The organism is Shewanella sp. 0m-8 (assembly GCF_052977265.1).
The window spans coordinates 1-12,223 of sequence record NZ_JBRIMB010000055.1; the positions used below are offsets into that span (position 1 = coordinate 1).

Annotated in this window: 10 protein-coding genes and 6 tRNA genes; all 16 read left to right on the forward strand. The window is 42.7% G+C overall.

Annotated elements, in window-relative coordinates; all coding sequences use genetic code 11:
• The first annotated feature begins 85 nt into the window (after positions 1-85).
• The 16 genes from ACVBIO_RS18735 to hflC all read left to right on the forward strand — a co-directional run bounded on the left by ACVBIO_RS18735 (position 86) and on the right by hflC (position 12,117).
• A tRNA-Gly gene (locus ACVBIO_RS18735) sits at positions 86-185 on the forward strand.
• Between the two features lie 15 nt (positions 186-200).
• Positions 201-300, forward strand: a tRNA-Gly gene (locus tag ACVBIO_RS18740).
• A 48-nt stretch (positions 301-348) separates the two neighbouring features.
• Positions 349-424: transfer RNA gene (locus ACVBIO_RS18745), tRNA-Gly, on the forward strand.
• A gap of 15 nt (positions 425-439) precedes the next feature.
• Positions 440-539 (forward strand) — tRNA-Gly (locus tag ACVBIO_RS18750).
• 18 nt (positions 540-557) lie between these two features.
• Positions 558-633 (forward strand) — tRNA-Gly (locus tag ACVBIO_RS18755).
• Between the two features lie 16 nt (positions 634-649).
• Positions 650-749 (forward strand) — tRNA-Gly (locus tag ACVBIO_RS18760).
• A gap of 763 nt (positions 750-1,512) precedes the next feature.
• Positions 1,513-1,968 (forward strand): hypothetical protein, encoded by a 456-nt coding sequence (locus tag ACVBIO_RS18765; protein ID WP_447162437.1) that lies wholly within the window; start codon positions 1,513-1,515, stop codon positions 1,966-1,968.
• A 191-nt stretch (positions 1,969-2,159) separates the two neighbouring features.
• Positions 2,160-3,638, forward strand: coding sequence for an NAD(P)H-hydrate dehydratase (locus ACVBIO_RS18770; protein ID WP_447162436.1), 1,479 nt, complete (start codon positions 2,160-2,162; stop codon positions 3,636-3,638).
• A 90-nt stretch (positions 3,639-3,728) separates the two neighbouring features.
• A complete protein-coding gene (tsaE, locus tag ACVBIO_RS18775; RefSeq protein ID WP_447173202.1) occupies positions 3,729-4,196 on the forward strand; it encodes a tRNA (adenosine(37)-N6)-threonylcarbamoyltransferase complex ATPase subunit type 1 TsaE in 468 nt (155 codons plus the stop codon).
• Positions 4,180-5,502 carry an N-acetylmuramoyl-L-alanine amidase gene (locus ACVBIO_RS18780; protein WP_447162434.1) on the forward strand — a complete coding sequence of 441 codons (1,323 nt, stop codon included), beginning with the start codon at positions 4,180-4,182 and terminating at the stop codon, positions 5,500-5,502. Before tsaE ends, ACVBIO_RS18780 begins: the two co-directional genes overlap by 17 nt.
• A gap of 17 nt (positions 5,503-5,519) precedes the next feature.
• Complete coding sequence (gene mutL / locus ACVBIO_RS18785) at positions 5,520-7,439, forward strand: DNA mismatch repair endonuclease MutL (protein ID WP_447173203.1); 1,920 nt, start codon at positions 5,520-5,522, stop codon at positions 7,437-7,439.
• Positions 7,429-8,355: a tRNA (adenosine(37)-N6)-dimethylallyltransferase MiaA gene (miaA, locus tag ACVBIO_RS18790; RefSeq protein ID WP_447173204.1), complete on the forward strand. Its 927-nt coding sequence runs from the start codon at positions 7,429-7,431 to the stop codon at positions 8,353-8,355. The genes mutL and miaA overlap by 11 nt, the downstream gene beginning before the upstream one ends.
• A gap of 93 nt (positions 8,356-8,448) precedes the next feature.
• Positions 8,449-8,727, forward strand: coding sequence for an RNA chaperone Hfq (gene hfq, locus ACVBIO_RS18795; protein ID WP_447162431.1), 279 nt, complete (start codon positions 8,449-8,451; stop codon positions 8,725-8,727).
• Positions 8,728-8,747: 20 nt separating this feature from the next.
• Entirely contained in the window at positions 8,748-10,043 is a 1,296-nt protein-coding gene (gene hflX, locus ACVBIO_RS18800; protein ID WP_447162430.1) for a ribosome rescue GTPase HflX, read from the forward strand.
• Positions 10,044-10,092: 49 nt separating this feature from the next.
• Positions 10,093-11,235 (forward strand): FtsH protease activity modulator HflK, encoded by a 1,143-nt coding sequence (gene hflK, locus ACVBIO_RS18805; protein ID WP_447162429.1) that lies wholly within the window; start codon positions 10,093-10,095, stop codon positions 11,233-11,235.
• A gap of 3 nt (positions 11,236-11,238) precedes the next feature.
• Complete coding sequence (gene hflC / locus ACVBIO_RS18810) at positions 11,239-12,117, forward strand: protease modulator HflC (protein ID WP_447162428.1); 879 nt, start codon at positions 11,239-11,241, stop codon at positions 12,115-12,117.
• Positions 12,118-12,223 lie beyond the last annotated feature (106 nt).

A 12,223-nucleotide genomic window follows, 5' to 3' on the forward strand; every position in this document is an offset into this window, starting at 1 on the left:
TTAGCTCAGTTGGTAGAGCGATACCTTGCCAAGGTATAGGTCATCGGTTCGAACCCGATATGTCGCTCCAATTTAAAAAGATTATGCGACATTAGATCAGTTGACTCTTTATTAGAGCAAAAGGGCGATATCTTACCAAGGTATAAGTCATCGGTTGTTTGTTTCGAACCCGATATGTCGCTCCAATTTAAAAAGATTATGCGACATTAGCTCAGTTGACTCTTTATTAGAGCAAAAGGGCGATACCTTACCAAGGTATAAGTCATCGGTTTTTTGTTTCGAACCCGATATGTCGCTCCAATTTAAACTTATGGGAACACCAAGTCCGGTAAGTAAAAAAAGATTTACGCGACATTAGCTCAGTTGGTAGAGCGATACCTTGCCAAGGTATAGGTCATCGGTTCGAACCCGATATGTCGCTCCAATTTAAAAAGATTATGCGACATTAGCTCAGTTGACTCTTTATTAGAGCAAAAGGGCGATACCTTACCAAGGTATAAGTCATCGGTTGTTTGTTTCGAACCCGATATGTCGCTCCAATCAAAGTAAAGATTTACGCGACATTAGCTCAGTTGGTAGAGCGATACCTTGCCAAGGTATAGGTCATCGGTTCGAACCCGATATGTCGCTCCAATTTAAAAAAATTTACGCGACATTAGCTTAGTTGACTCTTTATTAGAGCAAAAGGGTGATACCTTACCAAGGTATAAGTCATCGGTTGTTTGTTTCGAACCCGATATGTCGCTCCAATCTTTCTCCATGTAATATCCTGTTTAGACTTCAAAATTAAATAAAACAAAGTTTTATATGTTCATGCAGCATTTGCTCAGTTGTGCTCGTAGAAAATATTGATACCTCTTTTTTGCCAAGGTATAGGTCTGCTTGTTATAGAAAGCCGCTTCGAACCCACTCTTGTTTAAGTCAGAAGCTCGCTCCAATCTTCCTATCTCACGAAAACTCCTTTTTAACTATATCCAAAACAAACTTAGCTTCGTTGTGCTCGTAAAAAATGTTGATCCCCTTTTTTGCTAAGGGATAGACCTGTTCGTGGAAGGAGTCGAGTTCGAACCCATTGCTGTTTAAATTACTTAGGCTTAGATCACTCGAGTTTAAATCCGCAGCTGCTCCAGCCTTCCTCTAACAAGATGCCTAAGCAAAACCCAAATCTAAATCCAAACAAAAAAAACAACCCAAAACCCAATAGAAACAAAGCTTAAAATGTTTTGCGATATAGGGTCGATGATGTTCGAACAAAGAACTCGTAGCGTGGTGTACGAGATATGCTCTGGGCTGAAAATCAAAGTATAACCTTTAGTTGCAGATATTTTTTGGGGAGGGGGGAGTTTTTGGCGTGATCGAGCGCCAGTTTCTTTAATAATGTCTAAACTAAGCGATATTGGTATTTCCAAACTTTGACGGTGTTCAAATATTTAGTCGACTTTTCCTACCATAATTAATTAAGACTAAAATTTAGTCTTGTCACATCAAGTGGCTGACTAAGGAGAACGATAAATGCGTATTCAACAACTCAGCGAACTTTTAGATTATGTCGCAACATGCCGCATAGAAATGGCACAGCTTTATAACCGTTTACATGCTCAAGCAGACTCTTCGCGAGTTAAGTTGATGCTGGAGTATTTTCAACAGCATGAGCGCCAAACAGCCGATAACTTAGAAAACTATATCGATGACGCTCCTAAAAAAGTGCTTGATACTTGGTATAAAGATGTGGTTTTTGAAGATTTTATCGCTAACTGCCAAAAGTTAACCTTGCCCGCGAATATGACAGAAGATGATGTATTAGAGTTGCATCTTGATCTCGACAATCGTTTGATTGCGTTGTTGGAGAAAACTGCTAACTCTTCTGCTAATACAGAAACTAAAGGCGCATTAGAAGATTTAGTTAGAGTCGAAAAAATTCAGCAACAGCGCTTAGTTCATAGCAGTATTAGAATGGATGATATCTAGTGACTTGCAATCGCTTGGCAATTAGGCACCGAGAGGTGCCTTTTTTGATCGCTATTGTTTAAAACTTGCTTAACTATAATTGCGGTAGATCAACATTAGTTTATCTATTTGCAGTTTTTGATTCATTTGCACTTAAGCCAAGGCCTTTAAGCTACTAAATTAAACACCGACCCTCGATTAGGAGCTTAAATATGAGCGAGCGAAACTTACTGACAACGCCTTTATTTCTAGCTGAGCAAGTTAGAACTGCTGAAATTGATGCCGTTAATCTTGGTAACGTTAGCTTATATCAATTGGTTGAAAGAGCCGGAGCGGCGGCATTTCAGTTAATAAGTGAAAAGCAAGCCAATGCCGATGAGATCCTTGTTCTTGCTGGTCATGGGAATAACGGCGCTGATGCGTATGTCACGGCTGCTTTGTTATTGGAGGCGGGTTTTGACGTTACCTTACAAGCAAGTACAGCGAGTCGTCCGAGTGAAGAGCTAACAGAGGCTATTCAATGCTTCATCAAGTCTGGTGGAGAGATCTGTGAGTTTAGTGAGACAGAGATTGAACAGGCAATGGTTATTGTGGATGGCCTATTAGGGACTGGGGTTTTAGGTGAACTAAGTGCTGAGCTGACGAGCATTATTAATGCGGTAAACCGAAGTCATGCTTGGGTGCTAAGCTTGGATGTTCCATCTGGGCTCAATCCTGATACTGGCCACGTTACGAGCTGTGCAATAGAGGCTGATGTGACTTTGACTTTTGCAGGTATTAAGCAAGGCTTGCTTACTGGTCGAGCCCGTCATTACTGTGGAGAGTTACTTCTTGCAGAGTTAGGGCTCGATAAGTTTTTAACGCTAGCAAGTGCAGAGCAGATAAGTCGTCAAACATTAGTCAATGCTTTTGTACCGCGTAGAAGAGACGCTCACAAAGGTAATAACGGTAAAGTGTCTATCATAGGTGGCGATCATGGTATGGCTGGAGCTGTTCGCCTAGCCGCTGAAGGATGCTTAAGAAGCGGTGCGGGCTTAGTGACTGTTATTTCTAGACCTGATCACCAACTGATAGTGAGTGCTAATCGGCCTGAATTGATGTTTTGGGCTTGTGAACTGGTCGATATGGAGGTTTACCTAAAGTTAGGTTGGGCTTCAGTATTGGTTATAGGTCCAGGACTTGGTACCAGTGATTGGGGTTATAACTTGCTTAAGGCCGTAGATCTGACAGATAAACCATGTGTTATCGATGCGGACGGTTTAAATCTGCTAAAAACTATGCCTATGACGCGCAAGAATTGGGTGTTGACACCTCACCCTGGAGAAGCGGCGAGGTTGCTTGGTCTTAGCATTGTTGAAGTTGAGCAGGATAGATTTAAGGCCGTAAGGCTACTCCAGCAGAAATATGGCGGTGTCATCGTCCTAAAGGGCCCTGGAACCATTATCTGCAATGGTGATAGGTGTGTTGTAGCACCTGTGGGAAATCCTGGTTTAGCCAGTGGTGGTTGCGGCGATGTACTTGCCGGTGTGATAGGTGGGCTGATGGCCCAAGGTTACAGCAGTATGGAAGCGGCCTGTTTGGGCGTTGTGATCCACGGTGATGCGGCTGATTTAGCGGCTAAATCAGGTGAGCGTGGCATGTTAGCCAGTGATTTGATGCCATATATTCGTCAGTTAGTTAATGAAATCTAGTTTAGAAAGCTAGGTGATTAGGTTAAAGTACTGCATTCTACGCTCTGTTTTAGTTAGGACGCTTTTCGATTCATAATGAATACGCAATCAATGATATTAAATTTAAATGATGAACAAGAAACCGTTAGTTTAGGCGGAAAGCTTGCGAGCCTTATCAAGCCTCCCTTAACTGTTTATTTAAGCGGTGATCTAGGTGCGGGTAAGACGACCTTTAGCCGTGGACTTATTCAAAGTTTGGGGCATCAAGGGGCTGTAAAAAGTCCAACCTATACTTTGGTTGAGCCCTATGAGCTAGATAAGTTAGATGTGTATCACTTCGATCTCTATCGTTTATATGATCCAGAAGAATTAGAATTTATGGGGATCCGTGATTACTTTACTCAGCGCAGCTTGTGTATTGTAGAGTGGCCTGACCGTGGTCATGGTTTATTACCGGGTGCTGATATACATATCCATATTAAATATGTTAATACTGGACGACAAGTTGAGTTACAGGCGCTTTCTGTTGCAGGCGAAAAAATATTAGCGGCCCTAAATAATAATGATAATAAACAGTAATATATTTAGAGTATTTTTACTTCTTGTGAGTTTTGGTGCTTCATTTTTTGCGCAGAGTGCGAATAAGCTCGACAGCGTAAGGATTTGGGCTGCGCCAGAGTCAACACGTATCGTTTTTGATTTGAGCCAGTCCCCTGATTATAGCTATTTTACGCTGACAAATCCTTATCGCTTAGTTGTTGACTTAAAAAAATCATCTAACAAAGTTGATTTAAATAAGATTAAAAACAACAGTAAACTCGTCAAAAAGGTGCGTAAGAGCACGCCACCAGAAAAAGGGACTTTGCGCTTAGTTATTGATCTGGTTAAGCCAGTAAAAGCTAACTTATTTGCACTGCCAGCAACTGCCCCATACGGTAATCGTTTAGTGGTTGATTTAGATAGCGGTGGCTCTACAGCAAAAAAGCCTCCAGTTAGTAAGCCAAAAAATCAATTACGAGATGTCATTATTGCAATTGATGCAGGTCATGGCGGTGATGATCCTGGCTCTATTGGGCCGACGGGTATATATGAAAAAAAGTTAGTATTAGAAATATCTAAAAAGGTCGCTAAAAAGATTAATGCGACTCCTGGTATGCGCGCTGTTATGACGCGTACAGGGGACTATTTCGTTAACTTAAATAAGCGCTCTGAAATTGCTCGTAACAGTAAAGCAGACCTTTTAATCTCTATACATGCCGACGCTTTTACCTCTCCTCAGCCCCAAGGTGCCTCGGTATGGGTATTGTCAATGCGCCGTGCCAACAGTGAGATTGGTCGCTGGTTAGAGCAAAAAGAGAAACATTCCGAGCTGCTCGGTGGCGCCGGAGAGATTATACAAAATACAGATAATGAACAGTATCTTGCGATGACATTATTAGATATGTCGATGGATCGTTCTATGGCGATAAGCCATAACATAGCTGGAGATGTACTATCAAATCTAGGACGGGTGACCAAGCTGCATAAACGCAAGCCTGAATCTGCAAGTTTTGCTGTACTCAAATCGCCGGACATTCCCTCTATTTTGGTTGAAACAGGTTTTATCTCTAATCCCAGAGAAGAGCGCTTGTTGTCGCAACGCGATCATCAAAATAATGTCGCTAAAGCCATTCATAAAGGCGTAGTGAAGTATTTTGAAGCCAACCCGCCAGTGAACTCAATGTTGGCCAGTAAAAGCAGTGTTGAGCATAAGGTTCGCAGTGGAGAGTCGCTATCTGTTATTGCCCATCGTTATCAGGTCTCAATAAACAGTTTGAAAAAGGCCAATAACCTTAAATCAAATAGCATTCGAATCGGTCAGAGACTGATTATCCCCAGAGCTTAGGCTGTTAAGAGTAAACCATGGCTATAGAAAAGTTACCGCCTCAATTAGCAAACCAAATCGCAGCAGGAGAAGTGGTAGAACGTCCAGCATCTGTCATTAAAGAGTTAGTTGAAAATAGTCTTGATGCTGGTGCTACACGGGTCGATATTGAGATTGATAAAGGTGGCAGTAAACTTATTCGGATCCGTGATAATGGCTCTGGGATCCCTAAAGAGGATTTAAGTTTAGCGCTGTCACGGCACGCAACATCAAAGCTTAAGTCACTCGATGATTTAGAGGCCATTCTAAGTTTTGGTTTTCGCGGTGAGGCATTGGCGAGTATTAGCTCGGTATCGCGTCTAATCTTAACTTCACGAACCGCTGACCAAACCGAGGCGTGGCAAGCGCATGCCGAAGGCACTGAAATGGCGGTAAAAGTCCTGCCGGCTGCACACCCTGTAGGCTCCACGGTTGAAGCGGTTGATCTGTTTTTTAATACGCCAGCAAGACGTCGTTTCTTAAAGAGTGACAAAACAGAGTTTACTCATATCGATGAGTGGTTAAAGCGTATTGCTTTGGCAAGGCGAGATATTCATTTTACCCTTAAACACAATGGTAAGACGGTACGAAACTACCGACCCGCGAATACTGAGATCCAGTATCTTCAACGTTTAGGGCAGGTTTGCAGCAAAGCATTTGCTGAGACTTGCCTGCGGATTGAGTGTCAGCACAATGATTTAAGTTTGAGTGGGTATCTGCAATCGCCAAGTGCTGCAAACGGCTACAGTGAAACTCAATACTTTTATGTTAATGGACGTTTGGTGAAAGACCGACTGGTTAACCACGCTGTACGTCAAGCTTTTGCGCAGTATGCCCAAGGTGTGTCTCCTGGTTATGTGTTAATGCTTGATCTCGACCCACATCAGGTCGATGTTAACGTGCATCCGGCTAAGCATGAAGTGCGTTTTCACCAAAGCCGTTATGTGCACGACTTTATTTTGCAGGCGCTGCAATCGGCAATGTCTCAATCTATGGAGCTTGGGCTAAATACAGAATCTGACTTGCAGCAAATGCCAGATAGGCAAGTGACCCCAACACGAGGGGCGGTAAGCACGTCTCAGTATTCAGCCAATATTGAACCTAAGCCATCGGCTTCTTATGGTGTACGTGATAGTCATTCTGTTACCCGTCAGAGTGATTATTCGAGTGGCAATTCAAGCTATCGAAGCCCACTTAAACCTGCCGCGAGAAATAATGAGGTTCATATACCATCTCAAAGTAGTATTCGTGCTTACGGGGAATTATTAAGTACACAAACGAATACGCCAAATAGTGGTGATTTAAACGCTCATCAATATGTGCAAGAGTCAACTCGGTCTAGCATTGATCCTTCTGTAGAAAACCAGCGTGGGATATCGCACGCGTATGCGGCAAATATGCCAGCGGTTATCGCTGGAGAATATTGGGTGCTAGTTAAAGATGATAAAATATCGTTATTAAGCATTACCATAGTGGCAAAGGCGGCGCTAAAAGCCGAGATCGCAGCTAAGTTTGCACAAGGGCTCGTTGGTCAGCCTTTATTGATGCCGGTCGCCGTTGCAGTTGATGATGATTGGCAAGCTATTATAGACAATCGAGAACAGTTACTGCGAAAGTTAGGCGTTGAGTTATCAATTCGCCTTGGGCAGTTGATTATTAAGAAAGTGCCCCCATATCTAAGAGATAGTCAATTAGCTGTTTTAATCCCTGAATTATTGCAGTGGATTCAATTAGAATTACCAAGTGATGCTGCGGTTGTTAAGTGGCTTGCTGAACAAGGTGCGAATCGATTTACCTCAGCAGGTGAAGCATGGTTTGCCCTAAATACCTTGCCTGATGATGTGCAGCGCGAGCTTTATAATCAATCCCAAGATTTACCTTGGGAACAATGGATGAAAGAAAATCAGAGTGACCGATAAAAAATCACATAAAGTTATTACCTTAATGGGCCCAACAGCCTCTGGTAAAACCGCATTAGCGATTGAGCTTGTTAAGCAGTATAACTGTGAAATTATCTCTGTGGATTCTGCATTGATTTATAAAGATATGGATATCGGTACCGCTAAGCCAGACGCTGGTGAACAAGCTGCGGCTCCCCATAGCCTGATTGATATTATTGATCCCGCGGAAAGTTATTCTGCGGCAGATTTTAGACGTGATGCATTGGCTCAGATTGAAGATATTTTGAATCGTGGAAAGACGCCATTGCTGGTTGGTGGCACCATGATGTACTTTAAGGCCTTGCTAGAAGGCTTATCACCGCTTCCTGCGGCTGATGAAGCGATTAGAGCGCAGATCGCTAGCGAAGCAAAAGAGTTAGGTTGGCAAGCATTACACGATGAATTAAAAGCGATAGACCCTGTTTCAGCAGAGCGAATTCATCCAAATGATCCACAGCGACTCGCTCGGGCGCTAGAGGTATATCGGATCAGTGGCCAATCTCTAACTGAGCTAACTAAGACTAAGTCTGAAGCATTCCCTTACGAAGCGGTGCAATTTGCGATTGCGCCAAGTGATAGAAAGGTGTTACATAAGGCTATAGAAACTCGATTTAAGACCATGCTAACACAAGGGTTTACTGCTGAAGTTGAGGCTTTAAAAGCTCGAGACGACTTACATTTAGAACTGCCATCTATGCGTTGCGTAGGATATAGGCAGTGCTGGCAGTATTTAGATGGTGAAATTGACTATGATACTATGGTCGAAAAAGCTATTGTTGCTACTAGGCAATTAGCCAAACGTCAATTAACATGGTTACGTGGTTGGCCTGATTTAATATGGCTAGAAAGCGGAGCTGAAAATAATCTCGCGGAAGTAATGCGACATAGTCGCTAGCTTATTGGCTACCGCTGTATAATACTAAAACCAAAGATAACGTTTTATCGTATTAGAATAACTATTAATTTTAATTAAAAAGGAAATTAGAAAATGGCAAAGGGGCAATCTTTACAAGACCCGTTTTTGAACGCTTTGCGTCGTGAACGCGTTCCAGTATCTATTTATCTTGTTAACGGCATTAAGCTTCAAGGACAAGTTGAGTCTTTCGATCAGTTTGTTATTTTGCTTAAAAATACAGTAAGCCAAATGGTTTACAAGCATGCCATTTCTACTGTGGTACCTTCACGTCCATTTAACGTGACTAACCATCAGCCGACAAATGGTCAAGCTGGCTATAACGCTCAGCATGACGATAGCGATGAGAAGTAATTTGCTAAGGAGATTGCTTTTTGTTTGATCGTTATGAGGCGGGAGAGAAAGCGGTACTTGTTCATATCGACTTTGCTGATGAAAACAACCGAGAAGACCTAGATGAATTAAAACTTCTGGTTGAATCGGCTGGCGCTCAATCTATAGGAGTCGTTACCACGAGTCGACGTTCACCAGACCGCAGATTTTTTGTGGGTTCAGGTAAGGCGGAAGAGTTGGCTGCGATGGTTGCGGCAACTGATGCAAATGTCGTGATTTTTAATCACGCATTAAGTCCGGCTCAAGAACGAAATCTTGAGCAGCTATGCGAGTGCCGTGTACTCGATAGAACAACTTTGATCTTGGATATTTTTGCTCAAAGAGCGAGAACATTCGAAGGTAAGTTACAAGTGGAGCTAGCGCAATTGCGCCACATGTCAACGCGCTTGATCAGAGGCTGGACGCATTTAGAGCGACAAAAAGGTGGTATCGGTCTTCGTGGTCCAGGTGAAACTCAATTAGAAACCGATAGGCGTCTATTGAGAGGCCGGATCCGCACGATTAATAAACGTTTAGATAAAGTCGATAAACAACGAGGTCAAAGTCGTAGAGCAAGACAGCGCAGCGAGATGTCGACAGTGTCTTTGGTGGGTTATACCAATGCGGGTAAATCGACACTGTTTAATGGTTTAACGACATCAGATGTCTATGCTGCTGATCAACTGTTTGCGACGCTGGATCCAACCTTACGTAAGTTAGATTTACCAGACGGTGATGTGATTCTTGCTGATACCGTTGGTTTTATTAGGCATTTACCCCACGATTTAGTTGCGGCATTTAAAGCAACACTGCAAGAAACACAGCAGGCAGATCTACTTCTGCATGTGGTCGATAGTGCAGATGAAAAAATGGGGGATAACTTTAAGCAAGTACAAAGCGTGCTTAAAGAGATCGATGCTATAGACATTCCACAGTTGATCGTATGCAATAAAATCGATCTATTGGATGAGGTAAAACCTCACATCGACTACGATGATGAGGGGACACCAATTAGAGTCTGGGTTTCTGCTCAGCAGCAAAAAGGCTTGGAATTAGTTGAAGAGGCGATTAACCAACTCGTTGGTAAGGCAACTCGAGAGCTAACCTTGCAAATCCCTGCTTCGGCGGGGCATTATCTCGGCCAGTTTTATAAACTGGATGTAATACAGCAGAAAGAGTATGACGATCTGGGGAACTGTATGATTTCTGTTCGCTTGTTGGAGGCCGATTGGCGCCGACTCGTAAAACAGAGCCAAGGTGAAATAGAGACTTTTGTCGTCGACACCGTCGTCGCATAATTAAGTATTTTAGTAATCTCGTTTATTTCATACACTTATGGAGTACTAAATGGCTTGGAACGAGCCCGGTAACAAGGGTCAAGACCCTTGGGGAAATAAGGGTGGTAATGATAAAGGACCACCAGATCTAGATGAAGTTTTTCGTAATCTTTCTAAGCGCTTCGGCGGGAAAGGCAATGGCTCAGGTGGCAGCGTTAGCGGTGTCAGTTTAATAATAGTCCTTGTTATTGCCGTTGTTGTATGGGGCCTTTCTGGCTTCTATACAATTAAAGAGGCTGAGAAAGGTGTAGAGCTCCGTTTCGGTGCATATATTGGTGAAGTTGATCCAGGCCTTCAATGGAAAGCCACTTTTATTGATGAAGTGACACCAGTAAACGTACAAACCGTTCGCTCAATTCCGGCTTCTGGAAGCATGCTGACAGCCGACGAGAACGTCGTTCTTGTTCAGCTTGATGTTCAGTATCGAGTGAATAACGCTGAAAATTATTTGTATAACGTAGTTGATGCAGACTCTAGTTTGCGTGAAGCAACAGATAGTGCGCTTCGCTATGTTATCGGCCATAACACTATGGATGATATTTTGACTACGGGTCGAGATAAAATTCGTCGTGATACATGGGATGAAATTGAGCGAATTATCAAGCCTTATAAATTAGGCATTGTGGTTGTTGATGTGAACTTCTTGCCTGCACGTCCGCCAGAAGAGGTGAAAGATGCCTTTGATGACGCTATTGCAGCACAAGAAGATGAACAGCGCTTTATTCGTGAAGCTGAAGCATATTCTCGCCAGTTAGAGCCAAAGGTTCGTGGTACTGTGCAGCGTATGGATCAACAAGCAATAGCTTATAAGCAAAGAGAAATCTTAGAGGCAAAAGGTAAAGTGGCTCGTTTTGAACAGCTATTACCTGAGTATCAAGCTGCACCTGAAGTGACTCGTGAACGTATGTATTTTGATACGATGCAAGAAGTTCTGAGCGGTACAAGCAAAGTACTTATTGATGCTAAAAATAGCGGTAACTTAATGTATCTACCGTTAGATAAGCTGATGCAGAATAACCAAGCACATAATTCTTCAAGCACTAAGAGTAAACCGGCAACGCCTGTTATGTCAGTAAATAGTACAACTAATAATAACAGCATGCCTCTTGATGGTCGCCCATCTCGAGGTGAACGTCCGTCGGGGAGGAACTAAGTGATGGGTAGATTTACAGCGATAATCGTAGCGGTACTTATTGCGATCTCTTTATCTTCACTTTTAGTTGTGAATGAAGGCGAGCGTGCCATCGTTTCTCGATTTGGTAAGGTACTTAAAGACGACGGCGTGACGCGTGTTTATGCTCCTGGACTTCACTTGAAGATCCCTATGCTTGATAAAATTAAGTTTATGGATTCGCGAGTGCAAACTCTGGATGGTGCAGCAGATCGTTTTGTAACCTCTGAGAAAAAAGACTTAATGGTCGATTCATACGTGAAATGGCGCATTAAAGATTTTGAACGTTATTACCTTTCTACCAACGGTGGTATTAAGGCTAACGCAGAGACCTTGCTACAGCGTAAGATCAATAACGATCTTCGTACCGAGTTTGGCCGTAGAACGATTAAAGAAATTGTTTCTGGAAGCCGCGATGAATTGCAATCAGATGCACTTAAAAATGCAGCTGAGAGTGCTCAAGACTTAGGTATTGAAGTCGTCGATGTGCGTGTTAAGCAAATTAACTTACCAGCAAACGTCAGTACTAGTATTTACCAGCGTATGCGTGCAGAACGTCAAGCTGTGGCTAAAGAGCATCGCGCTCAAGGTCAAGAGCAAGCGGAAATTATCCGTGCTAAGACTGATGCCAGTGTGACGATTCAAACTGCAGAAGCTGAGCGTAAAGCTTTGACTATTCGCGGTGAAGGTGATGCTGAGGCGGCTAAGATTTATGCAGATGCATATACTAAAGATCCTGAGTTCTTTAGCTTTATGCGAAGCTTAGATGCTTACAGAGCAAGTTTCTCTGGTAACAATGACGTCATGGTGCTAGAACCTGATAGTGAGTTCTTTAGATACATGAATAGTGCATCTGGAAAATAATTTTCCTAAAGATGTATAAAAAGGCCTAACGCAAGTTAGGCCTTTTTTTATGCAAATTTAATCTACTTTAGCAGCTAACGCTAATTCCTACCTATTCAGTCAACTA

Bases quoted from the DNA above. Each gene is read 5' to 3' on its own strand.
- tsaE (WP_447173202.1), top strand. From the start codon at position 3,729: ATGATATTAAATTTAAATGATGAACAAGAAACCGTTAGTTTAGGCGGA.
- ACVBIO_RS18765 (WP_447162437.1), top strand. From the start codon at position 1,513: ATGCGTATTCAACAACTCAGCGAACTTTTAGATTATGTCGCAACATGC.
- hflK (WP_447162429.1), top strand. From the start codon at position 10,093: ATGGCTTGGAACGAGCCCGGTAACAAGGGTCAAGACCCTTGGGGAAAT.
- hfq (WP_447162431.1), top strand. From the start codon at position 8,449: ATGGCAAAGGGGCAATCTTTACAAGACCCGTTTTTGAACGCTTTGCGT.
- mutL (WP_447173203.1), top strand. From the start codon at position 5,520: ATGGCTATAGAAAAGTTACCGCCTCAATTAGCAAACCAAATCGCAGCA.
- ACVBIO_RS18770 (WP_447162436.1), top strand. From the start codon at position 2,160: ATGAGCGAGCGAAACTTACTGACAACGCCTTTATTTCTAGCTGAGCAA.
- ACVBIO_RS18780 (WP_447162434.1), top strand. From the start codon at position 4,180: ATGATAATAAACAGTAATATATTTAGAGTATTTTTACTTCTTGTGAGT.
- hflC (WP_447162428.1), top strand. From the start codon at position 11,239: ATGGGTAGATTTACAGCGATAATCGTAGCGGTACTTATTGCGATCTCT.